15 protein-coding genes, 1 tRNA gene and 2 pseudogenes are annotated in these 18,897 nt (G+C 60.2%); 17 read left to right on the top strand and 1 reads right to left on the bottom strand.

The window, feature by feature from the left end; all coding sequences use genetic code 11:
• Positions 1-47 precede the first annotated feature (47 nt).
• The 9 genes from Q0263_RS01295 to Q0263_RS01255 all read left to right on the top strand — a co-directional run bounded on the left by Q0263_RS01295 (position 48) and on the right by Q0263_RS01255 (position 7,451).
• Complete coding sequence (locus tag Q0263_RS01295) at positions 48-584, top strand: TRAP transporter small permease (RefSeq protein WP_298012588.1); 537 nt, start codon at positions 48-50, stop codon at positions 582-584.
• 10 nt (positions 585-594) lie between these two features.
• Positions 595-1,896, top strand: coding sequence for a TRAP transporter large permease (locus tag Q0263_RS01290; protein ID WP_298012586.1), 1,302 nt, complete (start codon positions 595-597; stop codon positions 1,894-1,896).
• Between the two features lie 65 nt (positions 1,897-1,961).
• The gene (locus tag Q0263_RS01285) at positions 1,962-3,077 is read left to right on the top strand and encodes a C4-dicarboxylate TRAP transporter substrate-binding protein (RefSeq protein WP_298012584.1); all 1,116 of its coding nucleotides are present in this window, start codon (positions 1,962-1,964) and stop codon (positions 3,075-3,077) included.
• Between the two features lie 58 nt (positions 3,078-3,135).
• Complete coding sequence (locus tag Q0263_RS01280; protein ID WP_298012582.1) at positions 3,136-3,549, top strand: nuclear transport factor 2 family protein; 414 nt, start codon at positions 3,136-3,138, stop codon at positions 3,547-3,549.
• A gap of 75 nt (positions 3,550-3,624) precedes the next feature.
• Positions 3,625-4,431 (top strand): SDR family oxidoreductase, encoded by an 807-nt coding sequence (locus Q0263_RS01275; protein ID WP_298012581.1) that lies wholly within the window; start codon positions 3,625-3,627, stop codon positions 4,429-4,431.
• Positions 4,424-5,212 carry an SDR family NAD(P)-dependent oxidoreductase gene (locus tag Q0263_RS01270; protein ID WP_298012579.1) on the top strand — a complete coding sequence of 263 codons (789 nt, stop codon included), beginning with the start codon at positions 4,424-4,426 and terminating at the stop codon, positions 5,210-5,212. The genes Q0263_RS01275 and Q0263_RS01270 overlap by 8 nt, the downstream gene beginning before the upstream one ends.
• On the top strand, positions 5,209-6,627 hold the full coding sequence (locus Q0263_RS01265) for an FAD-dependent oxidoreductase (protein WP_298012578.1): 1,419 nt from the start codon (positions 5,209-5,211) through the stop codon (positions 6,625-6,627). Before Q0263_RS01270 ends, Q0263_RS01265 begins: the two co-directional genes overlap by 4 nt.
• A gap of 23 nt (positions 6,628-6,650) precedes the next feature.
• Positions 6,651-7,205 carry a nuclear transport factor 2 family protein gene (locus tag Q0263_RS01260; RefSeq protein WP_298012576.1) on the top strand — a complete coding sequence of 185 codons (555 nt, stop codon included), beginning with the start codon at positions 6,651-6,653 and terminating at the stop codon, positions 7,203-7,205.
• A gap of 171 nt (positions 7,206-7,376) precedes the next feature.
• Positions 7,377-7,451 (top strand) — tRNA-Val (locus tag Q0263_RS01255).
• A 148-nt stretch (positions 7,452-7,599) separates the two neighbouring features.
• Here the strand turns inward: Q0263_RS01255 and Q0263_RS01250 are convergent.
• Entirely contained in the window at positions 7,600-8,790 is a 1,191-nt protein-coding gene (locus Q0263_RS01250; RefSeq protein ID WP_298012574.1) for an ISL3 family transposase, read from the bottom strand.
• 773 nt (positions 8,791-9,563) lie between these two features.
• Between Q0263_RS01250 and Q0263_RS01245 the strand changes: the two genes are divergently transcribed.
• The 8 genes and pseudogenes from Q0263_RS01245 to Q0263_RS01210 all read left to right on the top strand — a co-directional run.
• A complete protein-coding gene (locus Q0263_RS01245) occupies positions 9,564-10,601 on the top strand; it encodes an AAA family ATPase (protein WP_298012572.1) in 1,038 nt (345 codons plus the stop codon).
• 761 nt (positions 10,602-11,362) lie between these two features.
• Positions 11,363-11,540: pseudogene (locus Q0263_RS01240) on the top strand (IS5/IS1182 family transposase); the annotation flags it as partial.
• Between the two features lie 285 nt (positions 11,541-11,825).
• A complete protein-coding gene (locus tag Q0263_RS01235) occupies positions 11,826-12,428 on the top strand; it encodes an NADAR family protein (RefSeq protein WP_298012569.1) in 603 nt (200 codons plus the stop codon).
• Entirely contained in the window at positions 12,425-14,398 is a 1,974-nt protein-coding gene (locus Q0263_RS01230; RefSeq protein ID WP_298012565.1) for an HAD-IIB family hydrolase, read from the top strand. Before Q0263_RS01235 ends, Q0263_RS01230 begins: the two co-directional genes overlap by 4 nt.
• Positions 14,399-14,403: 5 nt before the next feature.
• Positions 14,404-15,510, top strand: coding sequence for a hypothetical protein (locus Q0263_RS01225; protein WP_298012563.1), 1,107 nt, complete (start codon positions 14,404-14,406; stop codon positions 15,508-15,510).
• Positions 15,511-17,427: a hypothetical protein gene (locus Q0263_RS01220; RefSeq protein WP_298012560.1), complete on the top strand. Its 1,917-nt coding sequence runs from the start codon at positions 15,511-15,513 to the stop codon at positions 17,425-17,427.
• Positions 17,427-18,605: a hypothetical protein gene (locus Q0263_RS01215; RefSeq protein ID WP_298012558.1), complete on the top strand. Its 1,179-nt coding sequence runs from the start codon at positions 17,427-17,429 to the stop codon at positions 18,603-18,605. The genes Q0263_RS01220 and Q0263_RS01215 overlap by 1 nt, the downstream gene beginning before the upstream one ends.
• A gap of 136 nt (positions 18,606-18,741) precedes the next feature.
• Positions 18,742-18,843, top strand: a pseudogene (locus Q0263_RS01210) (VOC family protein); the annotation flags it as partial.
• Between the last annotated feature and the right edge of the window lie 54 nt (positions 18,844-18,897).

Here is an 18,897-nt window from a genome sequence, read left to right as displayed (position 1 = left end):
GGCGGACGGGACCCCGAGGACTGGACTCCGAGGAAAAGGAAACGGAGATGATGGAAAAGTTGACGGTCGGAGCGAGCAAGGTACTGGTGCTGATCTGCTCCGCGGCGCTGGTGCTGATGATGCTGCAGGTGACGCTGGACGTCGCCGGCAAGTATCTGCTGCATGAGCCCATCCCCGGCAACGAGACGATCGTCGCCAGTTACTACATGGTCGCCATCGTGTTCCTGCCGCTGGCCTGGGTCGAGGTCCGGGGAGAGGCGATCGTCGTGGAGCTTCTGTATGGCATCGCCTCCCGGCCGTTGCGGCAACTGATGGCCGCCCTGGGCGCCGCGGTCACGGCGGTGTGCTACGGGTTCCTGGCCTGGTTCCTGTGGGCGCCGGCCATGCATGCCTACTCGATCGGCGAATTCGATGCGGGGACCTGGGACGTGGTGACCTGGCCCAGCCGGTTCCTGCTGCCGGCCGGGCTGGCTTTCGGCGCCCTGGTGGCCTTGCTGCAGCTGGCGTGCATCCTGACGGGAAAGGGGCCGCTGAGTCGGGACGCGGCCGAAGACGACGTATCCGAGCTCTCGGACCCCATCTAAGGAAATCAGCATGGATCCCTTGCTTGTCGGCTTGTGTGGCATCGTCTTGCTGCTGGCGCTGATCGCCATCCGTTTTCCCATCGGAATCGCGATGGGCCTGGTGGGATTTCTGGGCGTGCTCGCCATCATCGGCGCGCAGCCCGCGATCGGCGTCGCGAAGGCCGTGCCCTATGAACTGGTCGGCGACTGGAACCTTTCCGCCGTCCCGATGTTCCTGCTGATGGGGTATTTCGCCTCTGCGGCGGGCCTGACCCGGGGGCTGTTCCGGGCGGCCCGGATCTTCCTGGGCAAGATTCCGGGCGGCCTGGCCTCCGCCACGGTGATCGCCAGCGCGCTGTTCGCTTCCGCCAGCGGTTCCAGCGTGGCGACCGCCGCCGCATTTTCCCGGATCGCGGTGCCCGAGATGCTCAAGGCCCGCTACGCCCCCTCGCTGGCAACGGCCTGCGTGGCTTCGGCGGGCACCCTGGGGTCGTTGATCCCGCCCAGCGTCCTGCTGATCATCTATGGCCTGATCACGGATCTGTCCATCGGGACCCTGTTTGTCGCCGCGGTGCTCCCGGGCATCCTGTCCGCAATCGTTTACATCGGCATGATCACGGTCCGCTGCAAGCTCAAGCCCGAACTGGCGCCCCATGTGGACGAACAGTACACGGCCGAAGACAAGAAAGAGGCGGTCCGCGACATCTGGCCCTTGCCGCTCCTGATCGTGGGCGTGCTGGGCGGCATCTTCACGGGGATCTTCACCGCGACGGAAGCCGGGGCGGTGGGCGCCTTCCTGGCCGTGATCATCGCCGTGGCCCGGGGCCAGTTTTCATTCAAGGTGGCGCAAAAAGCCCTGTTCGACACTGCGGTCAGCACGTCGGCGATCTTCATCATCGTCGTGGGCGCCGCCGTCTTTTCGCGCTTCATCGCCTTGTCCACGATTCCCGTCTGGGTGACCGGTTCCCTGAGCGGCTTCGACTTCGTCTCGGTCATCATCCTGATCTGCATCCTGTATCTGATCCTCGGCTGCTTCATGGAAAGCATCTCGATCATGCTGCTGACGCTGCCCGTGCTGACGCCGCTGCTGGAAGGGTTCGGCGTCAACATGATCTGGTTCGGCGTGCTGGTGACCAAGCTGCTGGAAATCGGCCTGATCACTCCGCCTCTGGGGCTGAACGTCTACGTCATCCGTTCCAGCCTGGGCAAATCCGTCAAGCTGGGAACCCTCTTCAGAGGGGTTTCCTGGTTCATCGCCGCGGACGTTTTCACCGTGGCCTGCATGATCGTCTTTCCAGCCCTGATGCTCTGGCTGCCTTCATTGATGCGGTAACACATCCCGTCTTCCGGAGTCCTGGTCTTCGGTACTGATCCGATTTTTTGTAAAGGTGCGAAATGATGAAGAAACCGATTTTGATGCTCGCCATGGCCGGGCTGGCGCTGTCCTCGCCGGTGCTGGCCGACACCTATCGCGCGACCAATTGGTTGCAGCCGATTCACACGCTCAATTCCGAGCCCTATCAGAAGTTTTCCAAAGAACTGGACAAGGCGACTCAGGGCAGGATCGCATTCACCGTGTATTCCGGCGGGACGCTGGTACCGGCCAAGGCGACCTTGCAGGCCCTGCGAGACGGCACGGCGCAGCTCGGCATCGTGTATCCCGGATATACGCCGGCGGAACTGCCGCTGAACAATGTCTTGGTGGACCTGGGCTTTCTGGTCAAGGATCCGATGGCGGCCGCCTTCGCCTATACCGAGATCAATCTCCGCGACAAGGACCTGATCCAGGAATGGCAGAAGCAGGGGGTGCTGTTCGCCGGGGGATACTCCACGCCCAGCTACAACTTCATGTGCGTGAAGCCCATCCGCAATCTGGCGGACATGAAGGGCAAGAAAATCCGCACCGCCGGCGGCACCCAGACCGACTGGGTCTCCAGCGCGGGCGGGGTGCCCGTGTCCGTTCCCATCGGGGACGTCTATACGGGCCTGGCGCGCGGTTCCATCGACTGCACCATGGCGGAAGTGCCGAACCTGATCAACTCGAAGTTCATCGAGGTGGCCAAGTCCATCACCCGGCTGGACATGGGCACCGTGCCGGGCGCCACCTACGTGCTGAATCCCGCCTTCTGGAAGGACCTGAGCGCCGGGGATAAAAAGCTCATGGTGACGCAGATGGCCAAGGGGCTGGCCGACCAGCAGATCGCTTACGCGGCCCGGGCCAAGCAGGCCCTGCAGGAGGCCGAAGGCAAGATCGAGATCATCCAGCCCGATCAGGATCTGAAGGACGCCCTGCAGAAATTCCGCGCCAGCTACATCAAGGCGCTGCCCCAGGATTCCATGAAGGAGCGCCGCATCAAGGATCCCTCCAGCCTCATCGCCCGGTACTCGGAACTGGAGGCCAAGTGGCACGACTTGCTGGAAAAGACGGATCGCAACGACGCCCAGGCGGTCGCCGCCCTGCTGGAGAAGGAACTCTACGGCAAGGTCGATCTGAATACCCTCGTGGCTCAGTAGAACGGGAAGCGCCGGACCCGTACGGGTCCGGCGCGGACATTTCATTCAGGATCCGAACATGACTGAACTTGATGGCGGGGCCGTCGCCGTCCTGCACGATTTCTATGCCCGGCAGGCGCATCTGATCGATACCGGGCAGCACGAGAGGTGGGCCGACACCTTCACGCCGTCCGGCGAATTCCATTCGCCCACCTATGGAAAGCCGGCGGTCGGGCGCGAGCGGCTCAAGGCGATATCGGAGGCCTTCAGCCAGCGCGCCGCGCAGGATGGCGAGCGGCATCGGCATCTGGTCCAGGATCTGTGGGTGCGCCGGATCGACGAAGCGGGCGCCGAGGTGCAGGCCTATCTGCTGATCGTCGCCACGGGCGCCCGGTCGCCGGACGCGCGCCTGCTGCGCATCGTGACGCTGGCGGACCAACTGGACAGGACGGACGAGGGGTGGCGCATCCGTTGCAGGAAGGTCACGTACTGAATTCACTCCGCGCCGTCCGGGACGCAAGCGCCGGCGGCGAGGGCGGGTCATCCAATTTTTTCGAGAGGTGTTGAAGTGGCAGAACAATCAAGTCATGACGGTATGGGCGCGCGTCTGGCCCGGTTTCCGGAACTCGCGGGCCGGGTGGCCGTCGTCACGGGCGCGGCCAGGGGCATGGGAGCCTGTTTCGCGGCGGGGCTGGCGGCCCAGGGCGCGCATGTCCTGGCGGTGGATATCGATGAAGCCGTCCTGGAACAATCCCTGGCCCGATCCAGGGAGGAACTGGGCGATGCGGCGGGCACCCTGACGGGCATGCGCTGCGACGTCACCAGGCGCGAATCGCACTTCGAGGTGGCCGAGCAGGCCCGCCAGCGCTTCGGCCGTCTGGATATCTGGGTCAGCAACGCCGGCGTCTTTCCGCAGACCGACATGGATTCTGTCACCGAGACGCAGGTCCAGCACACCTTCGGCGTCAACGTCGAGGGCGTGATCTACGGCGCGCAGGCGGCGGCCAGCGTCATGAGCGCAGGCGGCTGCATCGTCAACATGGCGTCGGTCGCGGCATTCCGCGTCCGGCGCGGGCGGGCCGTGTATTCCGCCACCAAGGCCGCCGTCCACAATCTGACCCGGTCCATGGCGGTGGAGCTGGGCGAGCGCAGCATCCGCGTGAACGCCCTGGCGCCCGGCTTCATCGACACCGAGATGACCAACTGGGTCCGCGAGGTGCCCGGCGCGATGGAAAAGGCCCTGGCGTCCATTCCCCTGGGGCGCATCGGAACGCCCGAGCAGGTGCTGGGCGCTTTGCTGTTTCTGGTGTCCGATTCGGCATCGTATGTGTCGGGACAGACCCTGGGCGTGGATGGCGGGTCGCGCCATGGCTGATCGACGGGCTTGCGTCCTGGTGACGGGGGCGGCCCAGGGGATGGGGGCGTCGCATGCCCTGGCCCTGGCCCGGAGCGGCTGGCACGTGTGCCTGGCGGACGTCAGGGACGTGGCGTCGGTGGTCGACGCCATCCGGGCGGAAGGCAGGTCCGCCAGCGGCCACGTGCTGGACGTGACGGATTCGGATGCATGGGCGCGCCTGGCCGATCAGATCGCCCGGGGTCCGTCGCCGCTCGCGGGGCTGGTCAACAATGCGGGCGTCTCCTATCGCCAGGGCATCCATGGCACGGACGACGCGAACTGGCGCAGGGTCCTGGACATCAATCTGACGGGCGCCTTTTACGGCATGCGGGCCATGGCGCCGCTGATGAAGGAAGGCGGGGGCGGATCCATCGTCAACATCTCCTCGATCGCCGGGCAGCTGGGATATCACGGGGCGGCGTATGGGGCGAGCAAATGGGGTCTGCGCGGCCTGACCAAGAGCGCGGCCGCGGAATACGCCGCCTGGGGCATCCGGGCGAACTCGATCCATCCCGGCCTGATCGAGACGCCGATGGTCAGCGGGGCGACGGCTTTCGTGGCTTCGTCGCTGCAGTCCATTCCCCTGTCCCGGGCGGGCAAGCCGTCCGAAGTCAGCGCGGCGGTCGTCTTCCTGATTTCGCCGGACTCTTCCTATCTGAGCGGCAGCGAACTCACGGTCGACGGGGGGCTGGTCGCCGCCGGGACCTATTGGCGCATCAACCATGAGGCGGCGGCGCGATCCGTCGGAGGCGATTTATGAGCGATTGGGATGTCATTGTGATCGGCGCGGGCGGCGCCGGCCTGGCCGCCGCCGTGTCGGCGGCGGAGCAAGGATCGCGTGTCGCGATCCTGGAATCCGAGAAGGAAATCGGCGGCTCCACGCAGCTGTCCGCGGGCATGTTCACCGCGGCGGCCACCAGCGTGCAGCAGGCGCTGGGGGTGGAAGACTCGCCGGAGCAGTTCTTCCAGCACTATATGGATCTGAACCAGTGGCGCTTGCGTCCGGGCCTGATCAAGCGTTTCTGCGAGGCCTCGGGCCCCACGCTGGAATGGCTGATCGGCCTGGGTGTGGAGTTTCCGGCGAAGTTCTCCACCAACGCCCATGATCCCGGCCTGATGCAGGCCGGCGTGGAGGCGGTCTGGCGCGGCCACGTTCCCAAGGATCAGGGCTATGGTCTGGTCAGCGTGCTGAATCAGCAGCGCCTGCAAAAGGGGGTGGACCTGTTCCTGGACAACCGGGTCGAGGACCTGATCGTCCAGGACGGCCGTGTCCGGGGCATCCGGATGGGCGGCGAGTCGATCGAAGCATCGTCGGTCATCGTCGCCAGCGGAGGCTTTGCGCACGACAGCCATCTGCGCAGGCTGTACTACCCGGAAACCCTCGAGGCCGGTGAAGATCTGTTCATCGTGGCGGCGGCGGGCAGCCGTGGCGACCACATCCGGTTCGGCGAATCCGCCAATGCGGCCCTGGCCGGCCATGGGCAAGGCCTGCTGATGGTCACCTCCTACATACAGCGCCTGCACCATTGGCAGTCCGGCTTTCCGCCGCGATCCAGGATCTATGTCAACCAGTCCGGCGATCGCTTCATGAATGAGGACATCCCCTATGCCGTGTCTCCCGGAATCGTGCGGGATAATGGCGGGAATGTCTGGAACGTCTTTGACGAAAAGGCGCGCCTGGCTCTGCCCGAAGGCTATGCTCACTGGAATAAAGAGCGGGTTGCGGAAGACGCCGCCGCGGGCCGGATGCTGATGGCGCAATCCCTGGAGGAACTGGCCGCCAAAATGCATGTGCCGCCGGATCGGTTGGCGGCCGCCGTCGCGCGCTGGAATGAACAACTGCCCAATGGAGAGGACCCCGACTTTCTGCGCCAGACCTCCTTGCGCAACAAGGGCGACGACAGGCCGCTGGATGCCATCGAGCAGGCGCCTTTTTATGCCGCGCGTACTTGCCCGGCCGAACTGGTCTGCACGCATACCGGGCTTGCCATCGATGCCGAGGCGCGTGTCCGGGACGTGCGCGGCGCCGTCATCCGGGGACTGTATGCGGCCGGCGAGGCCGGGGGCGGAGTGCTGGGCAACCGTTACGTGGGAGGCGGCAATTCGATTGCCAACGCGCTGACCATGGGGCGGATCGCAGGCCTGTCGGCGGCCCTGGACACGGCTGCCTCTTGAATTGGGTGTCATAGGAATCCGAGATGATGAATGAGCATGAAAGCTTCCTGAACCGTCTGGCCGACGAGCACGCCATCCGGGACGCGCTGCAAGGCTATTGCCGTGGCGTGGATCGGCGCGACTTCGATCTGGTGCGCGCCGCCTATCACACCGACGCGGTGGACGATCACGGCCCCTACAACGGCGACGTGGACGGCTTGATCCGGTGGATGTCGCGCCGCCACGAAGGGGTCGCGCAGTCGATGCACTTCCTGGGCAATTGCGTGATCGAATGGCGCAGCCCGATGCTGGCCCTGGTCGAGACGTACTGCGTGACCTACCAGCGGCTCAAGGCGGGCGGCGCATCATCGGCGTCGGACGTGGGCCTGACGGTGGGCGGCAGCGAGCAGCAGACGCAGGTGCGGTGCCGCTATCTGGACCGGTTCGAGCGGCGGGACGGGACCTGGAAGATCGCCCGAAGGGTGGTCGCCTATGATTCCCTGCTTCTGGAGGAATCGCCCGGCAGCGCGCCGTTCGCGCCGACGATGCAGCTGTCCACCCGGGGTCGCGACGATCCGCTGTACGCGCTGTTGGGCTGAGGCCAGTCCAGGGCAAGGCCGCAACGGACGAGGACGGCGGGATGCGTGATGCGGCCGGTTGCGCCGACACGCCGGGCCTTTTGGCACCGGATTTTCGTTTCGTGTACAATTGCGGTCTTTCCAGTCGGCTGTCCCGGCGCTTCCCGCGCTGATCCAGGCAGCATCCCGATTGGGCGGTTAGCTCAGTGGTAGAGCACTGCCTTCACACGGCAGGGGTCACTGGTTCGAACCCAGTACCGCCCACCATATAAATCCCCATAAAATCAATCAGTTACGTGATTTTTGAAAATTGCGGCAGGGTTGCTGTACGCAACAAGTACGCAAAACATTCTTGGACTTCCGTGGTCATCAGTGGCCTTTCGGCTCTACCCCACTATCGGGGGATGGGCATTCATCAGACACGGTTGATGACACCGTTCCAGCCGCATTGAGCCAAGACTCTCAAACGGTAATTCTCAAAGTTTCTGAAGCCGTACGCCCGGCGCGAGAGCATCTCCATCTTGGTATGGAAGCCCTCGGTGATGCCGTTGGATCTGGAGAAGCGCCACATGCGTACGATGGGCTCCAGCCACGATGTTAACGTGGCCGCCAGCGCCTTGGCAGGACTTTGCTCGAACTGACGGATCAGCGCCAGGAACTTGGGCAGCAGCTTCCTGGCCCGCTTGGCCTTCATGGCCTTGAGCACCAGAAAGCCGTTGAGTTGCTGTTTGGCGAAGTACAGGGTCTGCAGCACGGGCGACTGAGCCAGATACTGATGCAGCCGATCTTTTTGCACGGACGAGAGCTTCCAGTGGTGACGACGCATGAGGCTCAACAATCCCCGGTTCCTGCGGCCTTCGGGATCATATTGCTGCCATAGCTTCAGGAAGTGCTGGTTCACGAGCCGCACGACGTGGAAGCGGTCTGCGACGATCATGGCATTGGGGAAGTACTGGCGGGCGATGGCGCGGTAGGTCTCGGACAGATCCATGACGATGACACGGACCTTCTCTCGGCCAGGCAGGCGCTTGAGGTAGCTGCGCAGGCTAGCCTCGGCACGCCCCAGCACGACATCGAACACCTTGTGATTCTTCAGGTCCACGAGCGTGGTGGCGTAGCCCCGCTTGCGGGTGAAGAAGTGCTCGTCGATCCCCAGTACTTGGGGGCAGGTCCTGCCCGAGAGCTCCGAGACCCGTTGGCGCACGAAGGATTGGTACCAGCGCTCGACGGTGGCGCTGCCGATCCGGTGTGTCCGGGTCAGTTTGCGTTGGCTCACGCCCCCGTCGTGCGCCTCGAAGACCTCCAGGCGGTACGCCTCGGTGGCTCGCAGGCGCGGGCGGATGCCGGGGAACGGATGGCGAAAGTAGCGGTTGCAGGCGGTGCAGTGGCACTTCGGCACCGAGAGGTGCAGCACCATAAGCTGATTGCCCTGGCGGGTGTGCTTGAGCGTTCGGTGATGCGTGGCCTTGATCCGTAGCTGCTCGCCCGCGCAACGCGGGCAGGCGGGCCGGCTGCGTGGCTTGGCCCAGACGTGAATGTCTTGAGCGCGTTTGACCGCCTGCACCACCAGACCATGGATCCCTAGGATAGAATCGATTGGGGACATCGGCATTGACTCCATTAAACGTGTTTCTTCGCAAAAACAAGTCTAATGAATGCCGCTGTCCCCCGTTAATGATGTAGAGCCGGCCTTTCCCGACTCGTGACTCTTTAGTATCAGTATTACTTTAGCTGCTAATTTCGACTCTAGCCGTAACTCTAGCCGTGACTCTAGCCGCGAAGCCCGGTCACGGTCCAGAGGGTCGTTCGTCGGGACAGACTCTGCGACTGGAGTTGCATGCTGATTCTGCGACAAATAGATGCTCAAGCGCACACCGGTGGCAATTTCCGTCACTGCCGGCTCAGGCGATACTATCCTATGGCTGTAGAACTGGCCGCCGCTAGTCCCCTCTGACGGTGGGTGCTGTAAAACAGCGTGGCTCGTTGTGTCTGGGAGGCATCTGGATTTTTAGCATGCTAAAAAATGTCCGTGGATGCCCATGCAATTCACTGATAGTGCCCTCAGAGGGCGCTATCACCGGCGGATTTGCCAGCGCATTTCTGAATAATTGACCTGTCTATGGAATGGCCATAGCGTTTCATTTATAGGTCGATTATGAGAAAAGGAAATACAGTTTTTTCTGTACAGGATTTCTGCGACGAGCATGGAATTAGCAGAAACCACCTATATACCCTATGGGCTCGCGGTGAGGGTCCTGTGGCAATGCGAGTCGGGCGGCGCCGTCTGATCACTGTAGAGGCGGCCGCCGCGTGGCGTAGGCGTATGGAGGACACCAGCCCCTTTGGCGGGGGTACTCAGATTTCTGACGGGAGTCGCTGATGAACTCTTGGAAAACATCGGAGTATCCCGAGGGGGTGCGATTGGTGCGTGCTGCCGAATGTGAGCCCCAGGCAGTTCAGTGGTTGTGGAAACACTGGTTACCCAGTGCCGCCATCACAATTTTGGCTGGTATGCCGGGAACCGGGAAAACTACGTTGGCCCTATCGCTAGCTTCGATCGTCTCAGGTACAGGGCCTTGGCCAGATGGCACTGAGTGTACGGAGCCTAGTAACGTCGTGATTTGGTCGGCAGAAGATGAGATCGAGGCAACGCTCCTGCCGCGCCTGATCGCTATGGGAGCTGATCGTAGCCGAATCCATTTTGTGATGCAGATCCATGACCGCGGCCGTTTCAGAGAGTTTGATCCCAGCACTGATGTCCGTCAGCTAATGATGAAAATTGCTGAGATTGGTGGTGCCGGACTCGTGGTCATTGATCCGATTATAAGTGCGGTTGCTGGGGATGCTCATCGGGCTAACGAAGTTCGCCGGGATTTGCATGACCTAGTGGTGTTGGCGCGTTCTGGTGTCGCTGTCATTGGGATCTCACATTTTTCAAAGGGAAGTGGGAAAATCACTCAAAACCCACTGGATCGTGTCATCGGGTCACAAGCATTCGCTGCGCTTGCTCGGGTCGTTTTGGTGACTGCTCGGCGTTTAGGTGCTGATGAGAGGGTACTGGCGCGTGCGAAAAACAATCTGGGGCCGAATGGCGACGGGTTCGAATATTTTGTTGAGCCGGTGAACATTTCTCCGTCTATAGAGACGTCTAGGGTGGTATGGGGAGGTGCAGTAGACGGTGATGCCCAGGAGATTTTGACCCGGGCGGAGCAGGCGAATCGACCCCTCAGCAGAATGGAGGAAACCAAAGAGTTCCTAGTCAAGATATTGACGGAACAAGGCCGTTTACCATCCGTAAAAATATTCGAGCTAGCTGCAGCGGCAGGATACTCGAGTTCCACTGTTAATCGTGCAAAAGCTGAGCTGCAGATCAACATCGAGAAGGAGGGGGACGGAGGCTGGTACTGGCGGCTGTAAACCCTCAGGATCTAGAGCAAGCTGATCAAGATACCCAAGATCGCCAAGATTCTCTCCTAGAGATTCTGGTGATCTTGTATTCCACGAGGGTTAACCCCAGTGACTGCTTGCAGATGTGTTCGCCCAAATCTTGTTTACCTGCGCCTGGCTGTAACTGGTCATCGCTGCCGTGCGTAGTGCAAGCAACCGTTAGAAATACGTATCCTCTTTTGTGCAAGTTCCCTGTATCTCATGACCCCGCTGGGGGCCGGTGGTCGCTTTGAGCCGCACAATTTGTGGTACGTATTTCACTATGTAAATTGTCCGGTCACTTTGCGCTTGAACCATTTTGTGAGGCGCTATCGACTTGAATGTGTTTGCCCACGCTGATCCTAACTTGGCGCCTCAACGTCGAATTTTTTAGCATGCTAAAAAATGCAAGATACCTGTTGCGCCTGCTGGCATCGGTCAGCCCTCACAGGTGCACACTGCGTATCAATTTTTGTGTTGCATATCAAAGATCCCGTGACCTTCTGTCGATGTCGATCACTCCTGGGCATTGAGTCATAGTTTTTTGAAATCAATATGTTATGGAAGGATGCCATCGAATCTCGGACAATATAGTCGTTGAGTTCTGAATTGTCCAGACCGTCCTATATGTGTGGCAGTAATCGGCCAGAAGCAGCCCTTGAAGGCATGCCCTTGGGTGACTTTCAGGCGGATTGCTGCCGTTCGCGGTAAATCGGATGACAGGCGGCTATCGACTTATCGCAGCCCATATCTTCTTCGGCATGAAGGCACTCTTCGGCGTGAACACCGATTCGGTCTGATGCGTACTGTGCGCGGCACGGCTGGACCCGTCCACGATGTGATCGAAGCCAACAGCTTGCTCACGGGTAGGAGATGGATATCTTTGTCGACGCGGGCTACCAGGGCGCGCACAAGCGGCCAGACGGCAAGGCTCGGTCAGTTCGACTTTTGGGCAGTGGGCGTACTGCGGAGTGCAGTACACTTCTCTCAGCTCACGCAACTTCAACTCAAATACAGTGCCATGGCACCAGCTCGACGTCCCAAGGTTAAAACAGCCACGCTCTCGGTTCGCCTTGATCCCGTGATCAAGGCCGCGGCAGAGGCAGCAGCAGTACTTGAACGCCGCAGCGTGACTGGCTTGCTAGAAGTATTGATCCTCAACCATTGCCGAACACTGGGCATCAGCCCCGATTCGTACACCAAGGAATCCCGAAAATGACTAAGACGCCGCAGACGGCGCGAAAGCGTCCGGTAGCAAAACAGTCTGCCGAACCATCCGAAATCCGCTTCTATCGTTCCAACGAAAAGCCGTATGGTGCATTCAGCAACCTCTATCCTCGTCCTATTGAGTTCGAGGGCAGAACCTTCCCCACTTCCGAGCACGCTTACCAGGCGGGAAAGGCTCGGAAGCCGGCGGTGAGGGAGTGGATTCTCGGTGCGCCAACGCCTGCGCTGGCTGCCATGGCTGCCCACGGTCTTTATGTCTGGGACGTAGTGCCGGATTGGGCCAAGATCAAGTTTGATCGCATGCGTGCTGTGCTGCGAGCAAAGTTCGACCAGCATGCTGACCTGAAGGAGCTGTTGATGTCGACTGGCAACGCCAGGCTCGTTGAGGCGGGAACCGTGAACAATGCTGTGAATCGTTTGTGGGGCGAGGTGAACGGCAATGGTGAGAACATGCTGGGCGTGATGCTCATGGAGCTTCGCTCAGCCTATGCACTGAAGCCAACGCGGGCGAGCAAGGCCAAGCCTGCCGTGACGACCAAAGCGGCAAAAAGCAAGAAGCTTGCAGCGAAGCAGGAGCTCACCGCAGCATGAATGGCGATGGTACGTCGCCGGCCTTGAGCCATTATGAGGAAGAACTGGCGGAACTGCGGCATAGCTATGCCGCAGCGTGTGCCTCCGACATCGCGTCCTTGAAGCTCGCAATCGCGAGCACAGCAGAGGCCAGCATGATCGGCGTGGGATCCGGCGGCTCTTTCACGGTGGCATCGCTGCTATGCAGCTTTCACGAAGCCTACACGGGGCGCGTCTCTCGACCATCGACACCACTGGAAATCATATGCAGCCCCGCGCTGGCCTCTTCCAGTCCGGTGTTCCTCATTTCGGCGGAAGGCAAGAATCCGGACGTTATGGAAGCGCTTGAGCGGGCTCGCCGATTCAGCTCACGTACTGTGCACGTGTTAACCAATCGGCAAGACAGTCCTTTGATGCAGCACGTGCAAGCTCTGCCTGGGGTGAAGCCCTACGTGTTCGAGTTGGCGAAAAAGGACGGCTACTTGGCCACCAACAGCCTCTTGCTTGATGCCGTGCTGGTTGCGAGGGCGTATGGCGAACTCAACGGTCGCCCAGAACCTATGCCTCCAGACATGTCGGCGCTGCGCGTAGGCGATCAGACGGTGGATGACTGGTTGGCGGACGCTCAGCCCTTCATCGAAGAAGCGGTACGGCGGGGTGCGCTAACCGTGGTCTATTCGCCTCTGCTTAGGTCCATCGCGACGGACCTCGAGTCCAAACTCTCCGAGGGTGCTTTGCTGCACACGCAGCTTGCCGACCTGCGTTCTTATGCCCACGGGCGGCATCTCTGGCTTGCCCAGCGCCCCGAAGAGTGCGCAATTCTAGCGTTGGTTGAGCCATCCTTGAACCCGCTCTGGGAAGGCATGCGCGGCAAATTCCCGGTCGGGATCCCCACCCTCACAATGCCCTTGGCCGGCTCTGATCCGGCGCACTTGATCGCTGGACTGGTGGCTCAGATGCACATCGTGGCGGCGGTTGGCCGCCAACTGGGGAAGGATCCTGGGCGACCGGACGTCCCCAGCTATGGCAGGGAGATTCACTATACGAACCTGCGCGATGTGATCCCGCTGCCCGAGACCGCAGGCCCGGCCGAGGTCCAGTCCAAATACGAAGTTTTGGGGGCCCATTGGCCCTCTCAGCGCGATCACGGTGCGATGCGCCGTGCAGCACAGATATTTCGGGACGTGATTCAGGCGCAGCGGTTTCGGGCGATCGTGTTCGATTATGACGGCACCTTGTGCAGTTCGCAGAGTAAGGATGGGCCGCCTTCAACAGATGTCGTGGCGCAGCTGGTGCGGCTTGTGCGTGCAGGCGTGTTGGTCGGTATCGCCTCTGGGCGCGGAGACTCCCTTCAGGATCGCTTGCGGGAGGCGCTGCCCGATGACGTCCTGAAGAAGATTCGCCTTTGCCTGTACAACGGCGGATGGATCGACGCTGCGGATGTCGCGCCCATTCTGCCAAACCAGACGAGCGAATTTCTGAGCCATGTGACGCGCATCGTCGTGCGCCTGAAGTCACTGGGCGTCCCCATATTGGCTCATAAGACAACACCGCCTTATCAGGTGAGTGTGCGATTCCGTGAGGGCCTGGCGACCGATGCCATGTGGTTCGTCATTGCTGATGCCTTGCGCCAGGCGGGTTTGGACCTTTCGACCATGGTTCGCAGCAAGCATTCAGTGGACATCCTTGCCAACGGTGTGAGCAAGTCCAGGTTGATCGCCAGTATCATCCAGGACGACAAGATCGATCCGTACGAGATTCTAACCATGGGTGATCAGGGGGCCTGGCCTGGCAACGACGCAGCTTTGTTGGAGCACCGGTTCTCATTGAGTGTGGACATGCCCTCGCGTCGGCTTGACCGCGGATGGAAGCTGGCGCCACCAGAGAAGCGAGATGTCGACGCCACGCTTTGGTACCTCGCGCACATGCAGATGGCGGAAGAGGGTATGTTCAGCTTGGCACTGCCGCCTGCTACCAACATTGGGGGTTGACCGCCATGCATGATCAGAATGCTGCCACATTGCTGGCTAAGGTGATGGGGTGGGAGGACCTGGAGGCGGTGCCACCGGTACTGCCGACGCTACAACTGATGGCCGATTTCAAATACGACCATTACCAGCGTTTCGGCCCGGGCCGGCGCTTCATTGAAAGCCTGGCGCTTTGGCTTCGTCAGTTCGAGGCTAAAGACCGTCAGACGGCACTGCGTTTAGTGCTGGATCATCTGGTGTTCATCTCTGACGCGGAGCTTTCTCACCTCGTGCGCACTGCGTACCAAGACTGGATCGTTCAGGAGCGCATGCGCTTGGTTTCCGAAGAGTTCGAGATCCCATCGTTTCGTGTCCAGCAGATCGCCCGTCATCGGCGTTTCGAGCAGCTACGCCTCACTTCCCTTTACTTGGGGTTGAGCGATGGTGCTCGCACCAATGAGTTGCGCCGTGCCAGCGATGGAGAGATCAGCAACGAGCAGATATGGCAAGCGTACGAATTGGGTGAGGATAAGGCCGGTGACATGCTCAAGGATCTGGGCGACTCGTTGGAGAAGGCAGGCTTCACCGTCGAAAACCCCCACTTCAACCTGATCTGGTTGCTTGATGACTTTTCAGGCAGCGGCAACACCTACATTCGGTATGACGGTGGCTCAAGCAAGTTCAAGGGCAAGGTGCCCAAAGTCTACCAGCGCTTGCACCAGGGGGGTATGGTGGATCCCTCTCACTATGAAGTGTTCCTGATGCTTTACACCGCCACGCGTCAAGCCATTGACCACATCGAATACTGGTCAGAGCGCTTTACAACGAATTTTGGTTTCAAGCCTTTGCAGGTCCGTGTGCTGTGCCCTATCGAGCCAGAAGTAGCTCTGTCACGCACGCCCAATCCTGAGTTGCTTGCGCTGCTGCAGAACCCCGCCTATTGTGACAACCGTGTGGTCGATAAGCACTTTCGTGTCGGTGGTACGGATGACGCCAGCATGGGTTTTGCTGGCTGCGCCTTGCCGGTCGTGCTTGGGCACAACACCCCCAACAACTCCTTGTTCCTGCTGTGGGGCCCCGAGCAGTTCAAGCCACACGGCCTGTTCCCTCGTGTCAGCCGCCACCGGGAGTTCTGAATGGCCTATAACTCCAACCCCTTCCTTGAACGTATGTCCGAACGCACGACATCGGATATGGAGTTTGTGCGGCTTTTCTCTCCAAAAATCCTGGAGAAACTGGCCGACGATGCGTTTGAGGGTGCCGTCCACGTGTTTCGTAGTGCTCCGGGCGCGGGCAAGACAACACTATTACGTGCCTTTACGCCGTCAGCATTGCGTGCATTTTGGAACTCCCGCGCTCGCCCTGAGTTGGCCGAGTCATTCCAGAGGTTGGTGAACCGGGGGGTTCTCACCGAGGGTAATAGCCCTCAACTACTGGGCGTCTTCCTGAGTTGCGCGTCGGGTTATGCAGATCTGCCATCCAGCGAAGGTTTGGAGCAGGAGGGGCTGTTTCGAGCCTTGCTCGATTGCCGCATTGTACTGCGCACGCTGCGAAGCTTGGGAGCTTTGTTGGGGCTCGGTGCGCCGGACCAGTTGGCTGCGATCAAGTTGAATTACGCCACAGTGCCGTCTCTGCAAGGCATACCTGTGCTGGATACTGCGTTAGAGCTCGCCACGTGGGCGGAGGAACACGAGCGGCGTGTGTACGCGCAACTCGATGCATTCCTGGGGCCGCCCAGTGGAGGATTGCCGGCGCACTTGCACTTCGAAGGTGTGTTGTGGTTGCAGTCCATCCAATTTCAGTATGAGGGTAGGGCAGTCGCGCCCCAGCGTCTGCTGATGGTGGACGACATGCACAAGCTGCGGCGTAAGCAGCGGGCGATGCTGATTGATGATCTGACCGTGATGCGTCCATCCATTCCCATCTGGTTGGCCGAACGCACGGTTGCGCTTGGCGCGGAATTGCTGTCTCAGGGCGCGCGCGAAGGGCGCGATCTGCGTGAGTACAACCTGGACAAGATGTGGAGCGATGCCAAAGGGCTGAGTCAGTTCGTTTCTTATGCTCAGAACATCGTGGACCGCCGGATGAAGAACCAGAATGTTGTGCCGGTTGGTTCGTTCACACAATGCCTGCGCGACGAACTGGTCTCCAGCGAGGTTCGGGCCCAGCTTGCCGAAGGGATTCAACGCTTTCGCAACGAAGTGGAACGTTATCAGTCCAGCCAGCGGTACTTGCAGTGGTTAGCGCGTGCCGAGCAGTACACCAATGAGCCGAATGTGGAGTCCTTGGTGGAGTTATACGTGACACGCATCTTGCTGGTGCGAGACGAGTCCAAACGTCAGATGTCTTTGGATCTGATCTTGACTGAGGAGGAGCTCGAAGACAGGGACAGCTCCCAGGTCCGGGCGGCAGCTGAGTTGTTCATGCATGAAGAACTAGGGATCCCGTATTACTTTGGTTTTGATCGCCTGTGCGTCATGGCAACGAACAACGTCGAGGAATTGCTCGCGCTGTCAGCTGCGCTCTACGTGGGTCTCCAGGCCAAGCAGGTGCTGCGCAAGGCTGAACTGATTTTGTCAGCGCAGGAGCAGGAGAAGCTTCTGCGAGATGCCGCAGGTCGTAAGCGCGAATTCATTCCGAAGTCGCACACTGAAGGCACGCGGGCCCAGCGGCTCTTGGATTCGATCGGTGCGTTCTGCCATGACCAGACCTTCGCTCCCAATGCGCCATATGCGCCCGGTGTCACTGGTGTGCGCCTGTCGCGCACGGAACTGGCCAAGTTGACTATCCCTTCCAAGCTACTGGGACTTGCTGGGCAAACGTTGGCGCGGGTACTAGCCGAATGCGCTGCGGAGAATTTGCTGGTTCAGCGCGAGAGTCAAGCCACAGGCTCCCGTGACAGCGGCACGGTCTTCTACCTTAATCGCTCGTTGTGTGTGCACTATGGCCTTCCCTTGCAAATGGGGGGCTGGCGCGATGTTTCTGTTGGCGAGCTCATGAAGTGGATGGAGCGTCGGCTGACGCCAAACCGCAAGAACCTGGAGGTGGTTTGATGCTCTGGGACTATTACGTTTTTCGGCGGGGTAACGCGGTTCATGACCTCTGGGACGACCTGATGAAGGATCGCCTCGTTGACCTGCTGTACATCGCCGGGCGTGGGTTTGACGTACGGGCGCAGACGGTTATGCGGGAGTTCGTCACCGGACAGCGAGGTTCTGGGCGTAAAACCGCCAGCGCCAAACTGTTGATGCTGGGTTTTGAGGGCTACGAGCTCGACGACAACATCGTGAAGCTCACCGAGGAGAATGCTGTGGCACTGGAAGCGCTGTTTTCGCCCTTGGGTTCAGCTGAGACCATCACCATTGCCGTGCCGGACGGGGAGGACGAGGCCAGTCCCAGCGATGCATTGCGCCAACGTGTTAAGGCCGTTCTTGATGAGGTGGACGGTAAGACGGACATCATCTTGGATGTTAGTTCCTTACCTCGTGCAACCTATTTGGCGCTGCTGACCAACATCCTGTACAAACTTGTGCCTACCAAGGACGTGGCGTCAGACAAGCCACACCCGCTGTATGCCAATGGGGTGAACTTTCACGTGTTGGTAGCTGAGGATGCTCACTTGGACGGTCAGATTCGGGCAGAGGATCCCAGCAACGACCTAGTGATGATTCCTGGTTTCGTCACCGCGTGGCAGGCGGAGAGCCTGCAGGACCGGCCATTGGTTTGGTTTCCTGTGCTCGGAGAAAACCGCGTCAACCAGTTACAGAAGATTATCGACTCTGCCTTGATTCCGATGGAGGCCGAGGTCTGTCCTGTGGTGCCGCATCCATCCAAGGATCCGCGGCGAGCAGACAACCTGCTCGTCGAATACCGAGGGCCTTTGTTCGACAGTCGAAAGACGCCTACCTCGAACATTCTCTATGCCCACGAGTCCCACCCGTTCGAAGCTTACCGTCAGCTGCTTGGTGCGATGCAGAGGTATGAGAACAGCATGTCGATCATGGGTGGTTGCCGGCTGGTTATGACCCCACTCGGCAGCAAGCTGATCACCCTTGGAGCAGGCTTGGCCTGCTTTGAGATGCGTCCATCAGACTGGAATGCCCGATATGGTGTGACCATTCCCCATGCCGAGCCGCGGCGTTACTTTGCATCAGTGGAGTCGCTGCGGAAGTCAACGCCCGAGATTTCCTTGTTATTGCTGACTGGGCAGGCTTACGGTGAACCTGTTTAACGGGTTTCAAGGACGGGTTTAGCTGCATAGCAGGCGTTGACTACGCCGGCTCGAACGACTGCAATGGGTCGCATGATGACAATCGTGACAGATTTCTTAGGCTAAGATCAATGAAGCGTCTAACGGAGTCAACCATATGAAACCACGAATCACGGTCATCACCATCGGCGTTGAGGATCTTGACGTGTCGCTCCGCTTCTATCGTGATGGGCTAGGTTTCCCTACTGAAGGTATCGTAGTGGATTAGCCCCCTGAACCCCCGGACACAGTCACCCGCTTAAAATAGCAGGTA

Source organism: uncultured Castellaniella sp., assembly GCF_937988725.1.
In the GTDB taxonomy this organism is placed as follows: Bacteria; Pseudomonadota; Gammaproteobacteria; order Burkholderiales; family Burkholderiaceae_B; genus Castellaniella.
Note: the sequence above shows the minus strand (reverse complement) of the source record. Positions and strands in the feature narration are given on the sequence as shown.

Excerpts from the sequence above, each read along its gene's own strand:
- Q0263_RS01295 (WP_298012588.1), top strand. The coding sequence starts at position 48 with ATGATGGAAAAGTTGACGGTCGGAGCGAGCAAGGTACTGGTGCTGATC.
- Q0263_RS01290 (WP_298012586.1), top strand. The coding sequence starts at position 595 with ATGGATCCCTTGCTTGTCGGCTTGTGTGGCATCGTCTTGCTGCTGGCG.
- Q0263_RS01285 (WP_298012584.1), top strand. The coding sequence starts at position 1,962 with ATGAAGAAACCGATTTTGATGCTCGCCATGGCCGGGCTGGCGCTGTCC.
- Q0263_RS01280 (WP_298012582.1), top strand. The coding sequence starts at position 3,136 with ATGACTGAACTTGATGGCGGGGCCGTCGCCGTCCTGCACGATTTCTAT.
- Q0263_RS01270 (WP_298012579.1), top strand. The coding sequence starts at position 4,424 with ATGGCTGATCGACGGGCTTGCGTCCTGGTGACGGGGGCGGCCCAGGGG.
- Q0263_RS01265 (WP_298012578.1), top strand. The coding sequence starts at position 5,209 with ATGAGCGATTGGGATGTCATTGTGATCGGCGCGGGCGGCGCCGGCCTG.
- Q0263_RS01260 (WP_298012576.1), top strand. The coding sequence starts at position 6,651 with ATGATGAATGAGCATGAAAGCTTCCTGAACCGTCTGGCCGACGAGCAC.
- Q0263_RS01250 (WP_298012574.1), bottom strand. The coding sequence starts at position 8,790 with ATGTCCCCAATCGATTCTATCCTAGGGATCCATGGTCTGGTGGTGCAG.
- Q0263_RS01245 (WP_298012572.1), top strand. The coding sequence starts at position 9,564 with ATGAACTCTTGGAAAACATCGGAGTATCCCGAGGGGGTGCGATTGGTG.
- Q0263_RS01235 (WP_298012569.1), top strand. The coding sequence starts at position 11,826 with ATGACTAAGACGCCGCAGACGGCGCGAAAGCGTCCGGTAGCAAAACAG.
- Q0263_RS01230 (WP_298012565.1), top strand. The coding sequence starts at position 12,425 with ATGAATGGCGATGGTACGTCGCCGGCCTTGAGCCATTATGAGGAAGAA.
- Q0263_RS01225 (WP_298012563.1), top strand. The coding sequence starts at position 14,404 with ATGCATGATCAGAATGCTGCCACATTGCTGGCTAAGGTGATGGGGTGG.
- Q0263_RS01220 (WP_298012560.1), top strand. The coding sequence starts at position 15,511 with ATGGCCTATAACTCCAACCCCTTCCTTGAACGTATGTCCGAACGCACG.
- Q0263_RS01215 (WP_298012558.1), top strand. The coding sequence starts at position 17,427 with ATGCTCTGGGACTATTACGTTTTTCGGCGGGGTAACGCGGTTCATGAC.